The sequence below is a fragment of the Streptomyces sp. S186 genome, from assembly GCF_051603415.1.
Taxonomy (GTDB): Bacteria; Actinomycetota; Actinomycetes; order Streptomycetales; family Streptomycetaceae; genus Streptomyces.
Genome location: NZ_CP193932.1, coordinates 5,662,897 through 5,681,641, shown reverse-complemented (window position 1 = coordinate 5,681,641; position 18,745 = coordinate 5,662,897). Strand labels below are relative to the sequence as shown.

Genomic DNA, 18,745 nt, shown 5'->3' with positions numbered 1-18,745 from the left:
ACGGAGGTCGCCGCGTGAACCAGTCCGCACCACCGCCCTACCGACGGATCGCGGACGCGATCCGGGCGCGCGTCGACGCCGGCGAACTGGCCCCGGGCGCCCGAGTGCCGTCGACCCGGCGGATCACCCAGGAATGGGGTGTGGCGATGGCGACCGCCACCAAGGCACTGGCCGCGCTGCGCCAGGAGGGCGTCGTACGGGTCGTACCGGGAGTGGGAACGGTGGTCGCAGAACCGGCCAAGGGGGCGGGGACTTCGGGGGCCGCGCCCGAGGAGGCGCCGAGGGGGCGGCGGCCCCGGGAGGGCGACGGCACGCTGACCCGCGAGCGGATCGTCCGGGCCGGGATCGAGGTCGCCGACGCGGAGGGGCTGCGTGCGCTGTCGATGCGCCGGGTGGCGGCCGCGTTCGGGGTCTCCTCGATGGCGCTCTACCGCCATGTGGGCGGCAAGGACGAGCTGGTGATGCTGATGGCGGACGCCGCGTTCGCCGAGGTGCGGACGCCGGATCCGGCGCCGGCCGGCTGGCGGGCCCGGATGGAGGCGGGCGCCCGCCTGCAGTGGGCGCTCTACCGGCGGCACCCCTGGCTCGCCGCGTACCTGTCGATCAGCCGGCCACAGCCGATGCCGCGGGCGATGGCGCTCATCGAGTGGACCATGGCGCGGGTCGAGGGGGTGGATCCGGTGACGCTGCTGCACATGGCGGTGACGCTGCTGAACCACGTACGCGCCGCCGCCGCGGGTTTCGAGGACGACCTGGAGGCCGAGCAGCACACCGGAATGGACCGGAACCAGTGGATGGCGGCCATGGAACCGGCCTACGAGCGCATTCTGCGGTCCGGCGGGTATCCCATGTACGCGGCGGTGGACGGGCTGGAGGAGGACGCGGTGACCCTGGACTCGCTCTTCGAGTTCGGGCTGGCGCGACTGCTGGACGGGATGGCGATGGTGGTCGAGGGGCGGGCGGCGCGGGGGCGGGGCGCCCAAGGGGTCCGGGGTACCTAGGGCGGGGGCGAACGGATCCCGTAGGGGATGCGCGCGCCCCCTGCGGGGCCACAACGCGGCGGGGAGGGGAGGTATTCCGCGCGCACAACGAGGTGTTTCCACGCGCACAAGAACACCCGCAAGTGCACACACAAGAAAAGGCAAGGAGACCTTCGCGCTCCTCGCCACTCTCAACGTATAGCGCACAGGGGGCCTTGCGGCAAGGCCCTGGTCGTGCCGCACAATCGCTGGCCTAAGCCGGTAGCTGCGGAAACGGGGGGCTCGCGAAGTGCGTGCGGTATTGCCTGACTTGGGGCGGAGGGCCTGCGTCGGGCCCGTGGTGGGGCTCGCGGTGCCGTGGCGGTCGCCCGGCGCCGCGGAGACGAAGACGGCGGAGACGAAGACGGCGGAGACGAAGACGGCGGAGACGAAGACGGCGGAGACGAAGACGGCGGAGACAAAGACGGCGGAGACGGCGGAGACAGAGACGCGGCTGTGCACGTCGGCGCACTCCGGTAGCGCGACGGACCCGGAAGCGGGGCTGATCGCATGAGTTCCCTGACCACCAGCGCGTTCGGGCTTCCCGAGCGCCTCGCGGCCAAGGCCGACCCGGCGCTGATCGCCGGCGACGAGAAGCACTTCGCGGCCCTCGCGGAGAGCCTCGATGCGGCCATCGCCGAACTGTCCGACCGTCTCGACGCGGAACGCCGGGCGCCCGGCGGCGTCGGCCGGCAGGCCATGGACCGGGACCTGGAGATCCACCGGCTGACCGGCCGGCTGCGCGCCCTGCGCCGCTTCGGTCTCGATCTGTGCCTCGGCCACATGGTCCGCGCCGACGACCCCGAGCCCGTGTACGTCGGACGGCTCGGCCTCACCGACGGCGCGGGGCGCCGGCTGCTGCTCGACTGGCGCTCCCCCGCCGCCGAACCGTTCTTCGCGGCGACCCACGCCCACCCGATGGGGCTGGCCAGCCGCCGCAGATACCGCTGGACCGGCGGCCGGATCAGCGACTACTGGGACGAGGTGTTCACCGCCGACGGGCTGGAACGGCATGCCGCGCTCGACGACCAGTCAGCCTTCATCGCTAGCCTGGGCAGCAGCCGGTCGCCGCGGATGCGCGACGTGCTGACCACGATCCAGGCCGACCAGGACGCCGTCATCCGGGCGGGCTCCCGCGGCGCGCTGGTCGTCGACGGCGGCCCCGGCACGGGCAAGACCGTCGTCGCGCTGCACCGCTCCGCCTACCTCCTCTACTCCGACCCCCGCCTCGGGCACCGCAGGGGCGGCGTACTGTTCGTCGGTCCGCACCAGCCCTATCTCGCCTATGTCGCCGACGTCCTGCCCAGCCTCGGGGAGGAGGGCGTGCAGATCTGCACCCTGCGGGACCTCGTCGCCGAGGGCGCCGGCGCGGCCGACGAGCCCGACCCGGAGGTGGCCCGGCTGAAGTCGTCCGCGGACATGGTGCGGGCGATCGAGACGGCCGTGCGGTTCTACGAGGAGCCACCCGCCGAGGGCATGACCGTCACGACCGACTGGGCCGATGTCCGGCTGAGCGCCGACGACTGGGCCGAGGCGTTCGACGCGCCGGGCCCGGGCACTCCGCACAACGAGGCGCGCGAGCAGATCTGGGACGAGCTGGTCGCGATCCTGCTGGACAAGCTCGGCGGCGACGAGCGCGGCATCTCGCCCGACCGGCTCCGCCGGTCACTGCGGCACGACGAGGAGCTGGTCACCACGCTCAACCGTGCCTGGCCGCTGCTGGACCCGGCCGACCTCGTAGGAGACCTGTGGTCGGTCCCGGCGTATCTGCGGATGTGTGCGCCCTGGCTCGACCGCGACGAGGTGCGCAGGCTCCAGCGCAAGGCGGCGCCCCAGGCGTGGACGGTGTCCGACCTGCCGCTGCTGGACGCGGCCCGGCAGCGGCTCGGCGACCCGGAGACGGCTCGCCGCCGGCACCGGCACCGGGCCGCCGTCGCCGCCGAACGCGCCCGTATGGCCGACGTGATCGACAACATCGTCGCCGCCGACGCCGACGGCGAGGGCGCGGTGACGATGCTGCGCGGCCGCGACCTCCAGGACAGCCTGATCGACGCCGATGCGCTGCCCGGCACCGACCCGGACCGGCTCGCCGGCCCGTTCGCGCACATCGTCGTGGACGAGGCCCAGGAACTGACCGACGCCGAGTGGCAGATGCTGCTGCTGCGCTGCCCGTCCCGGAGCTTCACCCTCGTCGGGGACCGGGCCCAGGCCCGGCACGGCTTCACCGAGTCGTGGCGGGAGCGGCTCGAACGGATCGGGCTCGACCGGATCGAGGTGGCGTCCCTGAGCATCAACTACCGGACGCCGGAGGAGGTGATGGCGGCGGCCGAGCCGGTGATCCGGGCCGCGCTGCCGGACGCGAACGTGCCGGCCTCCATCCGCAGCAGCGGCATCCCCGTCGTCCACGGGCACGTCGCGGAGCTGGACGCCGTCGTCGACGGCTGGCTCGCCGGGCACGACGACGGGACGGCGTGCGTCATCGGCGCGCCCGCGTTCCGGGAGCGGCCCCGGGTCCGGTCGCTGACCCCGGAGCTGTCGAAGGGGCTCGAATTCGACCTGGTCGTGCTCGTCGACCCGGAGACGTTCGGCGAGGGGATCGAGGGGGCGGTGGACCGTTATGTCGCGATGACCCGGGCGACGCGGCAGCTGGTCGTGCTGACGAGTTCCTGAGCCGTGACGAGTTCCGGAATCCCGAGGAGATGAGGCGTCCCGTCGGCTACCCGAGTTCGCCGCGCAACCTCCGTGCCCGCAGAACGAGTTCGAGTTCGAAGCGGCGGTCGGGGTCGTCGACGTCGGGGCCCCACAGTTCGCGGATCTGGCGGAGGCGGTAGCGGACGGTCTGCGGGTGGACGCCGAGGCGGGCGGCGATCTCGGGGGCGCCGCCGCGGGTCTCCAGCCAGGCGAGCAGGGTCTCGGCCAGGCGGCGGCCGTGGGTGGGGCCGCAGTGGTCGAGCGGGGCGAGCCGGCGGCGGGTGAGGTCCTCGATCAGTTCGCCGGGCGGCAGCAGGACCAGTGCCTCGGTGTGCTCGGTGCACTGCAGGAGTTCGCCGGCGGGCAGCAGTCCGCGCTCCATCAGGTCGACCGCGGAGGCCGCCCAGCGCAGCGACTTCCCGGCGTCCGGCAGCGGCACGGTGGGGCCGATGGCGCCCGACCAGCCGGCCGCGGCGCGCGCCAGCAGTTCCCGGCGGCCGGGGGCGTCCGGGTCCGGCACCACCAGCCGGGGCCGTTCGCACTCCATGTCGAGCAGGATCCCGTCGGCCACCGCGGGCGCGACCGCCTCCCGGTCCGGGCGCAGCAGCACCGCCACCGCGACCCGTTCGGGCAGCGGCCAGCCGATCAGCCGGGCGCGTTCGGCGAGTTGGGGGTGCGGGTTCCCGTGTCCGTGCCGGCCGTCGGACGGGCCTCCGGTCCCGTGGGCGGGCGGGGGCGGCGCCGCGCGAAGCCCGACGGGCTCGGCGGCGCGGGGGGCGGCGGAGGCGGGGCCGGGCACGGCGGCGGACGCGGAGGCGGAGCCGGGCGCGCGGCCGTACGCGGCGGTGTCCCGTCGGCGGCGCGCTCCCTCCCGGAGATACGGGTCCGGGGCCGGGCCCCGGTCCGGCTCCGCGAACAGCTGGTCCATCAGGCGGCGCTGCATCCGGAGCCGTTCGCCGGCCTGGCGGGCGGCGGCCTCCGCATAGCCGCGGACGGATTCGGCGACCAGCCCGTCGAGGTACTCGAAGCCGGACTCGGCCAGTTCGTACATGGCGGGCGCGGGAATGGCGACCTGCTGGCCGATCTCCGCCAGCCGCCGCCAGGCCAGCCGCACCCCCAGCCGGTAGATCGCCTGGAGGACGTCCAGGCTGCGGCCCTGGAGGACCTCGCCGCGGCCGAACTCCTGGAAGACGCGCGGGTGGACGTGCGGCCGGTCCGGTCCGGCGGTGAGGTGCGCGACGAAGTGCTCCAGGGACTGGCGGATGCCGACCAGGGCCCGCGGCTCCCCCGACTCGTCCGGGACCACCGGCAGTCGGGGGTACTCGCGGCGGATCTCCCGGAAGATCTCCTGCGCCAGCGCGGGGACCTCCGCCAGGGCGAGGGCGGCGAACCGGTGCACCTGAGGGGGCGGCACCTCCCGCCAGGCCGAGCGGACCGCGGCCACCACGACGCGGCCCTACGCGCCGGGCCGGCCGAAGGTCACCAGCGGCACGTTCGGCTGCTCGGGGGTGGCCCGCAGGGCGGCGACGATGCCCAGCGCGGCGCCCACGGCCAGGGCGGCGGCGGCCAGCGCGGTCAGCGCGGCGGCGAGCGTGCGGTGCATGGCGCGGCGATCCCTTCGTCGGCAGCCGGTACCGGAGGGCGAACGGCACGAACCGGTACCGGAGAGCGGCACAGCGGAGCACGTCGACATTCGACAGGTGTGCGGCCGCGGTGCGGGCGGCCCTGCGGCCCCGCGGCCCGCGGGGTCCGACGGCTCGGAGGACCGGCGGCGGTGCCGCGTTCCCACCGCGCGGCGCCGCTTCGGTCGTGGTGCCTGCCGAGTGTGGAAGGGCATTGACGCGCTGTCAAGGGTTCGCTTACGTTCCCGGCCCATGACGCCGCGTCGCGGCGCCGCACGTGCACCAGGGCGTGTTCCCCCACCGCTTCCAGGAGTGCCCGTATGCGCCGATCCCGATATTCCGGCCGTTCCGCGGCGTCCCCCACGGCCCCCGCGCCCGCCGCCCGTACCGCCTCGCCGCTCTCCCTGGCCCTCCTGGGCGCCGGCGTGTTCCTGCTGGTGCTGGCCCCGCTGCTGGCCTGGTACGTGACGCCGCGGGCCGCGGTCACCCCCGTCGACGTGGACGTCACCACCGTCTTCACCGGCACCGGCAGCTACTTCGACGCCGGCGCGCTGACCACCCGCGACGGGCAGCGGATCACCGTCACCCGGCACGTACTGGGCGATGTCGCGGCGAGCGGGCGGAGCGGGCGGGCGGTCTGGGACGTGTCCACGACGGTGGACACCCCGCGGACGCTGCCGCTCGCGGACCCGCGCCGGTCGTTCCAGTGGACCACCGGCCGCTGGGTCACCGAACGGCGCAGCAACGCCCCGGTGCACTGCTGCGGCGAGTACCCCACCCGCTTCGACGGGGACGCCTACCTCAAGTTCCCCTTCGCGCTGGAGAAGAAGACCTACCGCTGGTGGGACGACACCCTCGGCGCGGCCGTCCCGCTCCGCTTCGCCGGCACCGTCCGGCTGCCGGGGATCACCGGCTACCGCTTCACGGGGACCGTGCCGGCCACCCGCACCGGCACCCGGCAGGTCCCCGGGCGGCTGGTCGGCCGGCCCGGTCAGGGCCAGATCCAGGCCGAGGAGTGGTACGCGAACACCGGGATCAGCCTGGTCGCCGAGGAGCGCACCGGGCGGATCGTCGACGCGTCGATCGCGCCGGTCAAGACGCTGCGGGCACCCGGCGCCCGGCGGGACGCGGTGGTGCTGCTGCGGGTCCGGCAGCTGGCGTTCACCCCGGCCACCCGGCGGGCCCAGACCGCCCTGGCGCGGGCCGACCGCGACAAGCTGACGCTGGCCGGGCGGACCCTGCCGGTGGCGGCGGCCGCGGCCGGCGGGGTGCTCGCCGTCGCCGGCGGGGTGCTGGTGGCCCGCGGCCGGCGGTCCGGTGGCCGGTTCTCAGCGGCGTGACGACGCGGCGGGCGGGACCGGAGCGGATTTTGTCACCCCGGTGAGTAGCCGCGGGCCCGCCCCGCCGCGAACACTGTGCCTCCCACACCGGGAACACGCCCCGCACGCCCCCCGTACGCCCCCGCACCGTCCGTCCCGTACACCCGCCGACCGCTCCGTACGCCCCGCCTGCCGCTCCCGATGCTCCGCACGACCCGCACGACTCAGCACGCAGTACGTCCCCCACCGCCGGTACCGCACCCTGAGACGAGTTGGATCGCACATGCCCCAGCAGGTACCCCCCTCCCCACCGCTGCCCGCCACACCGCCCGGCCCCGTTCCGCCCGTTCGGTCCGCTGCGCCGGCCGCGCCCCCGCTCCCCCGCCGGATCGTCTTCCTGGCCCGCCGCGACCTGGGCAACCCCGCCGCCGGCGGCTCCGAGCTGCTGGTGGACCGGATCGCCGACGGGCTCACCGCCCACGGCCACGACGTCACGCTGCTGTGCGGCGGGCCGGCGGCCGAGCACGGCTACCGCGTCCTGTCGGCGGGCGGCGACGCCGGCCACTTCCTGCGCGTCCCCCGCCACGTGGCGCGCCGGACAGGCGGCTGCGACCTGCTCGTCGAGGTCTGCAACGGCATGCCGTACCTGGCGCCGCTGTGGCACCGCGGGCCGACGCTGTGCCTGGTCAACCACGTCCACACCGACCTGTGGCGGATGCGCTACCCGGCGCCCGCCGCCCGGCTCGGCCGCCGCCTGGAGCACTGGGCGCTGGCCGGCACCCACCGCGGCAACCTGATGGTCGCGGTCTCCGACTCGACCGCCGGCGCCCTTGCCGACCTCGGCGTCTCCCCCGACCGGATCCGGCTCGTCCACAACGGCGTCGAGGAGCCCGGCCCGCTCGTCCCCGAGGCGCCCGAGCCGCTGTTCCTGGCCATGGGCCGGCTCGTCGAGTACAAGCGGATCGACCTGCTGCTGCGGCTGTGGGAGCGGGTCCGGCCGGTCACCGGCGGCCGGCTGGTGATCGTCGGCGACGGCCCGGAACGCGACCGGCTGGCCGCGCTCGCCGGCCCCGGCGTCACCTTCACCGGCCGCGTCTCCGAACAGCGCAAGCACCAACTCCTCTGCTCCGCCTGGCTGTTGCTGCACCCCTCACTCGTCGAGGGGTGGGGCCTGGTGGTGATGGAGGCCGCCGCCCGCCGCACCCCCACCGTCGGCTTCGACATCCCCGGGCTGCGGGACTCCGTCGAGGACGGCACCACCGGGCTGCTGGCCCGCGGCGAGAGCACCTTCGCCGCGCACTGGTGCACCCTGGGCCTGAGCGCCCGGCGGCGGCACGCCCTGGGCGCCGCGGCCGCCGCCCGCGCCGCCCGCTTCAGATGGAGCCGGACCGTCCGCAGCTTCCGGGCTGTCGCCGCGGAGGCGTACCTCCGACCGCTCCCCGGGTGGTGACCGCCCGTGCGCGACCCCTCGCTGCGCAGATCCCTCGCCCTCTTCCGGGCCTTCCTGAACGAACCCGCCGACCCCGGACACTGCTACCGGCTGCTCGCCCGGGACGCCGCCGACCAGGTCGAACGGTACGCCCCGCTGCGCGACGCGGTGGTCGCCGACGTCGGCGGCGGCAGCGGCCACTTCACCGAGGAGTTCCGCCGCCGCGGCGCCCACGGCTACCTCTTCGAACCCGACACCGCCGAACTCACCGCCCGCGGCCGCGTCCCCGACGGCGCGGTGCGCGCCGACGGCTACCTGCTGCCGCTCGCCGACGGCACCGCCGACATCTGCTTCTCCTCCAACGTCCTGGAGCACGTCGCCGACCCGCAGACCTTCCTCAGCGAACTGGTGCGGGTCACCCGCCCCGGCGGCCTGATCTACGTGGCGTTCACCAACTGGCTCTCCCCCTGGGGCGGCCACGAGACCGCGCCCTGGCACTACCTGGGCGCGGCCCGGGCCCGCCGCCGCTACCACCGGCGCACCGGCCGCCCCGCCAAACACACCCTGGGCGAGAACCTCTTCGCCGTACACATCGGCCGCACCCTGCGCCAGGTCCGCGCCCGGGACGACGTCGCGGTCCTCACCGCCCGCTCCCGCTACGCGCCGTTCCTCGCCGAGACCATCCCCCGCCTGCCCGGCGTCCGCGAGATCGCCACCTGGAACCTCCTCCTCATCCTCCGGCGGTTGCCATGACCCAGACGCTGAAGATGCCCCCGCCCCCCGGCGCGCCCGACGCCGGCGGCACCCCGGCCACCGCCCCCGCGCCACCGCCCGGCGAACCCCGGCGCAGGCGCTGGCTGTTCGCCTTCTGGGCCGCCGTCCTCGTCGCGTTCCTGGCCCCCTCCCCGGGGAAGACGACGTTCGAGACGAAACTGGGGGTGGCGCTCGACCCCTGGCGGTTCCTCACCGACCTCGGGCAGATGTGGCACGACCGGGCCGGCTTCGGCGGCCTCGCCGACCAGTACATCGGCTACGCCTTCCCCTCCCTCCCGTATTACGGCACGGCCCGCCTCGTCCACCTGCCGGTCTGGCTCGCCGAACGGCTGTGGATGTCGCTGATCGTCACCGCCGCCTTCTGGGGCGCGCTGCGGCTCGCCGAACGGCTCCGCGTCGGCGCCCCGCCCACCCGGCTGCTGGGCGCCACCTGCTACGCCCTGTGGCCCGCCTTCACGATCGTCGTCGGCTCCACCTCCGCCGCCGCCCTGCCCGGCGCCCTGCTGCCCTGGGTACTGCTGCCGCTCACCGACCACCGGCTCAACGCCCGTGCCGCGGCGACCCGTTCGGCCCTGCTGATCCCCTGCATGGGCGGCGTCAACGCGGCCTCCACCCTGGCGGCCCTGCTGCCCGCCCTGCTGTACCTGCTCTCCCGTACGGGACCCCGCCGCCGCGCCCTGCTCGCCCGGTGGCTGCCCGGCGTCGTCCTGGCCACCGCCTGGTGGGCGATCCCGCTGCTCCTCCTGGGGCTGCACGGCGAGAACTTCATGCCGTTCATCGAGCAGGCCGACACCACCACCGGCACCATGTCCGCCACCGAACTGCTGCGCGGCGCCGGCAACTGGGTCGGCTACCTCGACTTCGGCAAACCCTGGCTGCCCGCCGGCCAAACCCTCACCGGCAACCCCGTCGCGGTCGCCGGCTCCGCGCTCGCCGCCGCCCTCGGCCTGGCCGGCCTGGCCCGCCGCGACCTGCCCGAACGCCGCTGGCTGCTGCTCACCGTCCTGACCGTCGCCCTGATCACCCTGGCCGGCTACGGCGGCGCCCTCGGCGGCCCCCTGCACGGCACCTGGCAGGACTGGCTGAACGGCTGGCTGCGCCCGTTCCGCAACATCTACAAGTTCACCCCCGGCCTCGGCCTGGCACTCGCCCTCGGCCTGGCCCATCTACTGGCCGCCGTCCAGTGGACGGGCACCGGGCGGCGCGCCACCCACCCGGCCGCCCGCCGGCTGCCCGCCGCCGTCGCCGCGGTACTCGTCCTGCCCGTCACCACCCTGCTCGTCCTGCCGTCCATCGCACTGCCCTACCTGGGCGGCACCGTCCTCCAGCCCGGCGCCTTCCCCCGCCTCCCCGCCTACTGGCAGCAGACCGCCGACTGGCTGAGGACCCACACCCACGGCAGCCGCGCCCTCGTCGTCCCCGCCACCGCACACGGCCTGTTCACCTGGGGCTCTCCCATCGACGACCCCCTCGACGTGCTCGCCCGCTCCCCCTGGGCGCAGCGCGACTTCGTGCCGTTCGGCACCCCCGGCTCCCGCCGCGCCCTGGACGCCGTCGAACAGGCCCTGCTCACCGGCGCCGAGGTCCCCGGCCTGCGCGACCACCTGCACCGGGCCGGCATCCACGACGTCGTCGTCCGCAACGACCTCGACCCCGACCAGATCGGCTACGTCCCCCCGCAGACCGTCGAACGCACCCTGGAAGCGTCCGGCTACCGCAAGGCCGCCGCCTTCGGGCCGCTCACCACCGGCGGCCGCATCCCCGCCGAAGCCCCCCTCCAGGTCCAGGGCCTCTACCCGCGGCAGCGCTCCGTGGAGATCTACCGGCCGCAGGGCGTCCCCGAACCCGGCCCCGTCACCGCCCCCGCCGCCGCGGCCACCGCCCAGCTCAGCGGCGGCCCCGAAGCCCTCCTCCAGCTCTCCGCCGACCCCGCGCTGCGCGACCGGCCCACCGTCCTCACCGGCGACCGCCACCCCGGCATCGGCACCCCGCCGCTCCAGCTCACCGCCGACGGGCTGCGCCGCGCCGACACCCGTTTCGGCCTGGTCAACAGCAACACCTCGTACACCTACACCGCCGACGAGACCAACCTCCCCGGCAGCCTCCAGGACCCCGGCCGGCCACCCCGGCAGATCCTCCCGACCTCCGGCATCGAGCACCAGACCACCGCCGTCCTCCGCGGCGCCGCCGCCGTCACCGCTTCCTCCAGCGGCAACTGGCTCTTCCACCTGCCGCAGTACGACCCCGTCAACGCCTTCGACGGCAACCCCGACACCGCCTGGGCCGAGGGCAGCGCCGGCAACCCCGCCGGCCAGTGGATCCGCATCACCTTCACCACGCCCACCGACCTCCCCGCCCACCTCTCCGTCACCCCGCTCCCCGGCGACGGACTGCGCGCCGCCCCCACCGCCGTCCGCGTCCGGACCGACCGCGGCAGCGCCGACAGCACCCTCCGACCCGACGGCACCCGCCAGCAGATCAAGGCCCCGCCCGGGAAAGCCACCTGGCTCCAACTCACCATCCTGGGCGCGCAGAGCCCGCGCGCCGGCCTCTCCGGCGCCGGCTTCACCGAGATCTCCGTCCCCGGCGTCCAGGTCACCCGGCTGCTCCAACTCCCCACCGACGCCGCGAAGTCCGACACGCCCTCCGAGGTCGTCTCCCTCCACCGGGGCAGCGACCCGGGCGGTCTCTCGCCCGCCTCGGCCGAGACCGGCCTGCACCGCCAGTTCAGCACCGGCCGCACCGCCCCGTACACCGTGACCGGCAGCGCGCTCGCCGTCCCCGGCAGCGCACTCGACCGGCTCCTGGACCAGGTCGCCCCCGAACAGAAGGACCGCATCACCGCCACCGCCGACTCCACCGGCTTCGGCTTCGGCCGCTCCCTCAGCCCCCGCAACCTCGTCGACGGCGACCTGACGACGGCCTGGATCGCCGGCGCCGAACCCACCCTCCACCTGCGCTGGCCCGGCAAGAAGAAGATCGACCGGATCGTCCTGGCGGCCGCCGGCGGCATCTCCACCCGCCCCGAACAGATCCAGCTCGACTCGCCCTACGGGGCGGCCACCGCCGGCGTCGACGACAACGGCCTGGCCCGCTTCGACCCGATCACCACCGACCGCCTCGACATCACCATCAGCAAGGTCAGGGAACTCACCCTCAGCAACCCCGTCGCCGGCCGGCCCCTCCAACTCCCCGTCGGCCTCAGCGAGGTGTACCTGCCCGCCCTCGACGCCTACCGCACCCCCCGCCCGGACCCCGCCAAGCGCTTCGCCCTCCCCTGCGGCAAGGGCCCCGTGCTCGCCGTCGACGGCATCCTCTACGCCACCGAGGCCGGCGGCTACGTCCGCGACCTCACCGACCGCCGCCCCGTCACCGTCCACCCCTGCGGCCCCGCCGCCCCCGACAGCCGCCTCCTCCTCCGCGCCGGCCGGCACCGTGTGGAGGCCGGCGACCAGGGGGCGCTGGTGGTCACGGACGTGCGGCTGGAGAAGTCCGCCGCCCCCGCCGCTCGTTCCTCTGCCGGCAGTCCTGGTGCCGGCAGTCAGTCCTCCGGCGGGAGCACCGCGGCGGCGGGACGGACCGTCGCCGCCAAGGACTGGTCCGGCGACCACCGCACCGTCACCATCGGCGCCGGCCGGGCCGCCTACCTCCAGCTCCACGAGAACGCCAACGACGGCTGGCACGCCACCCTCAACGGCCGGGAACTCACCCCGCTCCGCGTGGACGGCTGGCAGCAGGCGTTCCTCGTCCCGGCCGGCGCCGGCGGCACCGTCACGCTCTCCTACGCCCCGGCCACCTTCTACGACCTGGGCCTGATCGCCGGCGCCCTCGGCATCGCCGCGCTCCTCGCCTCCGCCCTGATCCGCCGCCCGCGCCGCACCCCGCCGGCCCCGCCGCCCGCGCCGCGGCAACCGCCCGCCCCGTCCTGGGTCCTGGGCACACTGGCCCTGACGGCGGTGCTGGCCCTGGCCGCCGGCCCGTACGCGCTGATCGTCCTGCCGCTGGCCCTGGTGGCCCGGCTCCGGCCGCGGGCGCTGGCACCACTGGCGGGCACCGCGATGCTCGCGGCCGGCATCACGGCGGCCCTCGGCGCGAGCCACCCCGTCGCCGAGCACACGGGCGCCTTCAGCCCCCTCGCCCAGGCCCTGGCCCTCCTGGCGCTCACGGCGGCGGTCGTCACCCTGCCGACGCCCACAAGGGGGGCCATCGCCGCCGGGAATCCCTCCGGGGCCGGTCCGGCGGCCGACTCCGCACGGCCGTCCAAGAAGGACACCCCACAATGACCGCCCGCCACAACCCGCCGCAGGCACGGGGCGCCCGTCTCCCCTCCGACACCCGCATCCCGTTCCCCCTCGTGGACGAGATCTCCCGCCACTGCCTGGAGGACACCGAACCGGAGACCGTCCACATAGAAGTGCACCTCCCCGGCCGACTCGACCACGAACGGCTGCGCACCGCCTTCCACCAGGCCCTCGCCCGCCATCCACGCGTCCTGATGCGCCAGGTGCCGACCCGCTGGTGGCACCGCCACTACACCTGGCAGCTCACCCCGACCCCGGACGTCGACCCGGTCGCCTTCCCGCCCCCAGGCCCCGACGCCCTCGCCCGCGCCCGGTCCCGCGCACTCACCGAGTGCCCTCCCCTGGACGCCTCACCACCCCTCCGCCTGGAGGTGATCGAGCCGCCCCCCACCGGCGGCAACACCGCCACCGGCAACGCCCCCACCGGCGGCACCGTGCTGCTGCTCACCGTCCACCACACCGCCCTGGACGGCCCGGCCTGCCTCCGCATCCTGGCCACCGCCGCCGACCTGTACGCCGATACCCGCGACGCGCCCCCGCCTCCACCCGCACCCACCCCTCCCACCTTGGAAGGCACCCACGAACCCACGCCCCACACCCTCACCCGCCCGGCCCGCCTCGCCCCCGACCGCACCGCGGCAACGGCCACCGGCCCACCCACCGGCAACGGCCTGCTCCTCACCGACCTCCCCCTCCCCACCCGCACCCCAAGCCCCACCAACCAAGCCCCCCGTCCCCCCTACACCATCAACGACCAACTCCTCGTCGCCACCTACCTGATGACGACCCACTGGAACGAACTCCACCAACGCCGCCAATTCCGCCAACTCCACCACCACCGCCCCACCGCCCCCGTCGTCCTCACCATGCCCATCGACGACCGACCACGCGGCCCCCACATGCCCATCGGCAACGGCACCCGGCTGACCCAAGTCCCCTTCCCCCCACCTTCACCACCGCCCCCACCACTCACGCGTCTCCTCCACCAAACCGCCGCCCGTACCCGCGCCCTCAAAACGGCCGCGCCCCGCTCCCAACTCGGCCTGCCCGCAACCCTGCTGACCGCCCTCCCCCTCCCCATCGGCCCGCGCCGCGCCCTCACCCGCGCCCTCCGCGCCCTCGCCGCCCCCTGGACACCCACCGCCCTCGTCTCCAACATCGGCCGCGTCCCGTACCCCCTCGACTTCGGCGAAACGGGGGGCCGGGCGACCGCGGTGTGGTTCTCCGCCCCGGCCCGGATGCCCCGCGGCCTGAGCATCACGACCGCCGCCACCCACGACGGCAACCGCATCCACCTCGCCCTCCGCTGGTCCCGCGCCCTCCTCGACGACGCCGCCGCCACCCACCTCCTCACCCTCCTCCGCTCCTCCTTCGCCACCACCACCCACCCCACCCCCGAAGCCCCATCACCGGAGCAAGAAACCCCACGAGCCAAAGCAACCCCACGAGCCAAAGGAGGAACCCCACCGGCAAAAACGAAAGGACCCACCCCATGACCATCCCCACCCTCCGAAACTTCTACGAGAACCCCACCGTTCCCGTCGCATCCGGCGACGCCCGCAGCCGACGGCAGGCCCAGCTCCTGGCGCGCGCCCTCGGCCCCGTACACGCGGGCACTTCACCCGCCACCATCCTGGACATCGGCTGCGGCGACGGCACCGCCGCAGCCACCGCCGCCAACCTCCTCGCAGGACACCGCGTCATCGGCGTCGACTGGTCCCAGGACGCCCTCCGCCGCGCCGCCGCCCACATCGGACACGTCGTCCGCGGCGAACTCACCGACGGCGGCCTCCCGTTCGCGACGGGCACGGCCGACGCCATCCTCTTCAGCGAGGTCATCGAGCACCTCGTCGACCCGGACGCCGCCCTCGACGAACTCCGCCGCGTCCTCCGCCCGGACGGCCACCTGCTGCTCTCCACCCCGAACCTCGCCGCCTGGTACAACCGCGGCCTCCTGCTCGCCGGCATCCAGCCCGTCTTCTCGGAGGTCAGCCTCCGCGGCATCCACGGCCGCCCCGGCACCCAGGTCGTCGGTCACCTGCGCCTCTACACCGCCCGGGCCCTCCGCGCCTTCCTCACCGCGTCCGGCTTCGACGTCGTCCGCATCACCGGCGCCCCGTACCACGACGTCCCCCGCCCCCTACGCCCCTTGGACCGCGCCGCCTGCCACGCCCCGTCCCTGTCCTCCATCCTCCTCGCCCACGCCCGCCCCCACCCCAACAACCACACTCCGTAACGGAGTCGGGAACAAAACCACCCTCCGTAATTGTTGCCGAAACAGCAAGGAAGGAGGCCCCGCAAGGCCACCCGCCCCCGAACCACCCCAGCCCCACGCCCGAGACCGACCGAGGCCGACGAGACCGAGAGGAGGCAGGCCCATGCTCTGGTGGGGCGTGGCGTCCGCATTGCTCGCCAACGTCCTGTACAGCACCGGCTTCGTCCTGGAGAAGCGCGCCCTCGCCGCCCTCCCCGCCCTCAGCACCCGCCACCCCGCCCGACTCATACGCCACCTACTGGGCAGCCCCCTGTGGCTCGGCGGCTCACTCGCCCTGGCCGCGGGCTTCGCCGCCCAACTCGCCGTCTACCGCACGCTCCCCATAGCCGCCGCCCAGGGCATCTTCATCTCCGGCCTGGTCCTGCTCCTCCTCATGTCCTCGGTGCTGCTGGGTGAGCGAACCAGCGGCCGGGAGCGGCAGAGCATCGCCGCGATCCTGATGGCGCTCGCGCTGGTCGTCGCCTCCCTCCGGCACGAGGACGCCCGGGCCATCGCCCGTACCGCGCCACCCCTGACACTTCTCGCGCTCGCCGTGCCGTCCTTGGCCGCGAGCCTGCTGCTCTACCGTTCGGCCGAGCTGCGCGCCCGGCGCCGCCACCGCCTGCCGACCGCCGGCGTCTCCTACGGGGTGGCCGTCGGGCTCCTCTACGGCGTCAGCTCACTGGCCATCAAGGGCGTCTCCGGCCTGCTGGACTTCCACGACATCCCGGCCGCCGTGGCGGCCGCGACGGCGCTGCTCCGCTCGCCCTACCCCTATCTGCTCCTCTTCACCGGGGCCGCCGGCCTGGTCCTGTCCCAGACCGCCCTGCAGCGCTGCCGAGCCTCGGTGATCGTGCCCGTCTGCACCACGGTGACCTGCGTCTTCACCGTCGCCTGCGGCACCGTCGCCTTCGGTGAACCGCTGCCCGGCGACCCGTTGCGGCTGGCCCTGCGCCTGGGCGGCACGGCCGTGGCCCTGACGGTCCTCCTGGCTCTCCCACGCCACGAGGCCCCACCCACGCCCGTACCCGGCGCACCCGCCCGTCAGGATCACGCCCCACCCTCCGTTCCAACGTCCCCGCAGGTGGCCGCAGCACCCGTCAACCGAACCCGAAAAGCCACCAACCGCCCGTCCGGGCAGGCCACATGAGGCCGGATTTGAGGCCGACGACGAAGGGATTGATCAATGGCGAGGTCGAACGATGACGATCAAGAAACTGCGAACGATCACGGCAACACGGCAACACGGCAACACGGCAACACGGCAACACGGCAACAGCGAAAGGGAAGTTGGCGAAGAGGCGGTTGGAGAAGAAGCGGTCGACATGGGGTTTCGAAGGTGACGTTGAGCTTGGAGTTGAGCGCGGTGCAGTCGCGCGTGAAGGGAGTGGGTCGTGAAGGCTGACTATGGGCTGTTGAGGATTCTCGCGTGCCCGATCGACAAGGGCCCGCTGGTGCTGCTGGCTTCCGAGGAGGCGCTCTACAACCCGCGGCTGCGGCGGCGTTATCCGATCCTCGACGGGATTCCGCAGTTGCTGCCGTCGTCCGGGGAGCAGGTCTCGGAAGCCGAGCACGAGCGAGCGGTATGCGAGAGCAGGGAGATCACGGGGGCTGAGGGGGGAGAGAAGGAACCGGTGGTGGAGCCGGTGGTGGAGCCGGGGGCGGGGTCGTGACGTTGGCGGCGCGGGTGGGGCGGTGGCTGCCGGGGCGGCTGGTGTCGGCGTTGGCGGCCGGGCTCTACCCGCGGTTCGAACCGGAGCTGGGGCGGCTGCGCGACTTCTGCCCGGCGGGTGGTACGGCCGTCGACGTCGGAGGTTGGTACGGCCCGTGGACCCGGCGCCTGGCGCGGCGCGCGGACCGGGTCGTCACCATCGAGCCCGTCCCCCACCTGGCCCGACTGCTCGACTCGGTCACCCCGGCCCACGTCGACGTCGTCTCCGCCGCGGCCACCGATCACACCGGCTGCGCCACGCTCTGGCTGCCCCCGGACGGGCGCGGCGACCGCGGGGTCTCCTCACTCGTACGCCGTGATGTGCACGCCGCCACCCTGGACGTCCCCTGTCTCCCCCTGGACGCGCTGCGCCTCAGCGACGTCACCCTCATCAAGATCGACGTGGATGGCGCCGAACTGCCGGTGCTACGCGGCGCGGCACACACCATCGAGCGCGAACGCCCCGCCCTCTTCGTGGAGTTGGAGACACGTATCCAGCCGCTTGCGCCCGTCCTGGAGTGGACGGCCGCCCGTGGATATCGCGGTTGGGTCCTGCCACGCGACCGCTGGCTGCCGCTGGCCGACTTCGATCTGCCCGCCCATCAGTCCCGTACCTCCTTCGTCGCCGAACAGGGCCTGTTACGCCGCTCCCTTGCTCCGCACCGCCGTTACGTCAACTCCGTGCTCTTCCTCCCCGACGGCGTCCGACCCGGCCCCGCACACGCCGCACCGGCCGCCGCCTCCGCGCGCTCCACGGCCGCCATCAACGACCATGTCCATCATGAACCCCGCCACTGACAATCCCCCGCCCGCCGGCTCCGGCACCCCCTCCGACCTGCCAGGACCTCTCGCGTTCCAACTCGTACTGCTGCGCCGGATGGCCGATCACGAACCGGCTCGCGTCGAGGACGCGCTCCGTGAACTGGGCGTCACCCGCGCACAGATGCGCGAGGCCAACCGCCGCTGGCAGGCCCGGATGCACAACCCTCGGGCACGCGCCGGCCTCCAGCCGTACCGCGCGCTGCTCGGCACGCCCGAGTCCGTCACCACCCGCCGCATCGGAGACCTGACCTGCGAGGCGCTGACCTGGCCGGTCCCGCTCTGGCCGGATCTGCGGTTCGAGGTGCTCACTGCGCCCGGTGGCGGCGTCTGGAACGCCTGGCTCGTACGAGCCCCCGGCGCTCCCGCCCCGGAACTCCGTACGACGGCCGATCTCGTCCCGTGGTCGTGCACGGTCGACGAGGTCGCCCGCGCCTTCCCGCCGGCCCGCCCGATGGAGGACAGCGCCCCCACCCGCTGGCGTCTGGCCCTCACCGCCCCGGGGCCGGACGGTGCACGACAGGACGTCGTCGCGGAGTTCACCTGGGGCCTCTACCAGCGACGGGCAGAGGGAGTGGAGGGAGCGGGGAGGGGGTGAAGACCAGCCCCAGCCCTAGGCCCAGGTCCAGCCCCATGTCCGGGTCCGGGTCCGGGTCCCCGGAAGCGTCTCACTGACCGGCAGCCAACCAGAGGTCACCCGGCGTCCCATGGCGCCCAGTCAGCTTCACACCCCGCGCCCACGCCCCACGCCCGCGCCCCCTGCCGCGCCCCGCCCCACCCCCACCCGCTTGGTTGGACGGACGTAG

At 74.6% G+C, this 18,745-nt stretch carries 15 protein-coding genes; 13 read left to right on the top strand and 2 right to left on the bottom strand.

Annotated features, from left to right (window positions below; genetic code table 11):
- The first annotated feature begins 14 nt into the window (after positions 1 to 14).
- Both ACRAS8_RS24430 and helR read left to right on the top strand, forming a co-directional pair.
- Positions 15 to 1,001: a GntR family transcriptional regulator gene (locus ACRAS8_RS24430; protein WP_438488133.1), complete on the top strand. Its 987-nt coding sequence runs from the start codon at positions 15 to 17 to the stop codon at positions 999 to 1,001.
- A 528-nt stretch (positions 1,002 to 1,529) separates the two neighbouring features.
- Positions 1,530 to 3,689, top strand: a complete 2,160-nt coding sequence (gene helR / locus ACRAS8_RS24425) for an RNA polymerase recycling motor ATPase HelR (protein WP_438488132.1) — start codon at positions 1,530 to 1,532, stop codon at positions 3,687 to 3,689.
- A gap of 46 nt (positions 3,690 to 3,735) precedes the next feature.
- Here the strand turns inward: helR and ACRAS8_RS24420 are convergent, their stop codons facing one another.
- Positions 3,736 to 5,157 (bottom strand): helix-turn-helix domain-containing protein, encoded by a 1,422-nt coding sequence (locus ACRAS8_RS24420; protein WP_438488131.1) that lies wholly within the window; start codon positions 5,155 to 5,157, stop codon positions 3,736 to 3,738.
- 9 nt (positions 5,158 to 5,166) lie between these two features.
- Entirely contained in the window at positions 5,167 to 5,313 is a 147-nt protein-coding gene (locus ACRAS8_RS24415) for a hypothetical protein (RefSeq protein ID WP_438488130.1), read from the bottom strand.
- Positions 5,314 to 5,652: 339 nt separating this feature from the next.
- Between ACRAS8_RS24415 and ACRAS8_RS24410 the strand changes: the two genes are divergently transcribed.
- From ACRAS8_RS24410 to ACRAS8_RS24360, 11 genes are all read left to right on the top strand, one after another.
- Entirely contained in the window at positions 5,653 to 6,672 is a 1,020-nt protein-coding gene (locus tag ACRAS8_RS24410; RefSeq protein WP_438488129.1) for a DUF3068 domain-containing protein, read from the top strand.
- Positions 6,673 to 6,934: 262 nt separating this feature from the next.
- Complete coding sequence (locus tag ACRAS8_RS24405) at positions 6,935 to 8,101, top strand: glycosyltransferase family 4 protein (RefSeq protein ID WP_438488128.1); 1,167 nt, start codon at positions 6,935 to 6,937, stop codon at positions 8,099 to 8,101.
- Positions 8,102 to 8,107: 6 nt separating this feature from the next.
- The gene (locus ACRAS8_RS24400; RefSeq protein ID WP_438488127.1) at positions 8,108 to 8,833 is read left to right on the top strand and encodes a class I SAM-dependent methyltransferase; all 726 of its coding nucleotides are present in this window, start codon (positions 8,108 to 8,110) and stop codon (positions 8,831 to 8,833) included.
- A complete protein-coding gene (locus ACRAS8_RS24395) occupies positions 8,830 to 13,137 on the top strand; it encodes an alpha-(1->3)-arabinofuranosyltransferase domain-containing protein (RefSeq protein WP_438488126.1) in 4,308 nt (1,435 codons plus the stop codon). Before ACRAS8_RS24400 ends, ACRAS8_RS24395 begins: the two co-directional genes overlap by 4 nt.
- Positions 13,134 to 14,651 carry a condensation protein gene (locus tag ACRAS8_RS24390; protein WP_438488125.1) on the top strand — a complete coding sequence of 506 codons (1,518 nt, stop codon included), beginning with the start codon at positions 13,134 to 13,136 and terminating at the stop codon, positions 14,649 to 14,651. Before ACRAS8_RS24395 ends, ACRAS8_RS24390 begins: the two co-directional genes overlap by 4 nt.
- Complete coding sequence (locus ACRAS8_RS24385; protein ID WP_438488124.1) at positions 14,648 to 15,391, top strand: class I SAM-dependent methyltransferase; 744 nt, start codon at positions 14,648 to 14,650, stop codon at positions 15,389 to 15,391. Before ACRAS8_RS24390 ends, ACRAS8_RS24385 begins: the two co-directional genes overlap by 4 nt.
- 142 nt (positions 15,392 to 15,533) lie before the next feature.
- Positions 15,534 to 16,559, top strand: a complete 1,026-nt coding sequence (locus ACRAS8_RS24380; RefSeq protein ID WP_438488123.1) for a DMT family transporter — start codon at positions 15,534 to 15,536, stop codon at positions 16,557 to 16,559.
- Between the two features lie 52 nt (positions 16,560 to 16,611).
- Entirely contained in the window at positions 16,612 to 16,752 is a 141-nt protein-coding gene (locus ACRAS8_RS24375; protein WP_438488122.1) for a hypothetical protein, read from the top strand.
- Between the two features lie 51 nt (positions 16,753 to 16,803).
- On the top strand, positions 16,804 to 17,082 hold the full coding sequence (locus ACRAS8_RS24370) for a Trm112 family protein (RefSeq protein WP_438488121.1): 279 nt from the start codon (positions 16,804 to 16,806) through the stop codon (positions 17,080 to 17,082).
- Positions 17,079 to 17,918 (top strand): FkbM family methyltransferase, encoded by an 840-nt coding sequence (locus ACRAS8_RS24365; RefSeq protein ID WP_438488120.1) that lies wholly within the window; start codon positions 17,079 to 17,081, stop codon positions 17,916 to 17,918. Before ACRAS8_RS24370 ends, ACRAS8_RS24365 begins: the two co-directional genes overlap by 4 nt.
- Positions 17,902 to 18,537: a hypothetical protein gene (locus ACRAS8_RS24360; RefSeq protein WP_438488119.1), complete on the top strand. Its 636-nt coding sequence runs from the start codon at positions 17,902 to 17,904 to the stop codon at positions 18,535 to 18,537. Before ACRAS8_RS24365 ends, ACRAS8_RS24360 begins: the two co-directional genes overlap by 17 nt.
- Positions 18,538 to 18,745: the final 208 nt, after the last annotated feature.

Bases quoted from the DNA above. Each gene is read 5' to 3' on its own strand.
- ACRAS8_RS24405 (WP_438488128.1), top strand. From the start codon at position 6,935: ATGCCCCAGCAGGTACCCCCCTCCCCACCGCTGCCCGCCACACCGCCC.
- ACRAS8_RS24360 (WP_438488119.1), top strand. From the start codon at position 17,902: ATGAACCCCGCCACTGACAATCCCCCGCCCGCCGGCTCCGGCACCCCC.
- ACRAS8_RS24395 (WP_438488126.1), top strand. From the start codon at position 8,830: ATGACCCAGACGCTGAAGATGCCCCCGCCCCCCGGCGCGCCCGACGCC.
- ACRAS8_RS24415 (WP_438488130.1), bottom strand. From the start codon at position 5,313: ATGCACCGCACGCTCGCCGCCGCGCTGACCGCGCTGGCCGCCGCCGCC.
- ACRAS8_RS24380 (WP_438488123.1), top strand. From the start codon at position 15,534: ATGCTCTGGTGGGGCGTGGCGTCCGCATTGCTCGCCAACGTCCTGTAC.
- helR (WP_438488132.1), top strand. From the start codon at position 1,530: ATGAGTTCCCTGACCACCAGCGCGTTCGGGCTTCCCGAGCGCCTCGCG.
- ACRAS8_RS24375 (WP_438488122.1), top strand. From the start codon at position 16,612: ATGACGATCAAGAAACTGCGAACGATCACGGCAACACGGCAACACGGC.
- ACRAS8_RS24385 (WP_438488124.1), top strand. From the start codon at position 14,648: ATGACCATCCCCACCCTCCGAAACTTCTACGAGAACCCCACCGTTCCC.
- ACRAS8_RS24390 (WP_438488125.1), top strand. From the start codon at position 13,134: ATGACCGCCCGCCACAACCCGCCGCAGGCACGGGGCGCCCGTCTCCCC.
- ACRAS8_RS24410 (WP_438488129.1), top strand. From the start codon at position 5,653: ATGCGCCGATCCCGATATTCCGGCCGTTCCGCGGCGTCCCCCACGGCC.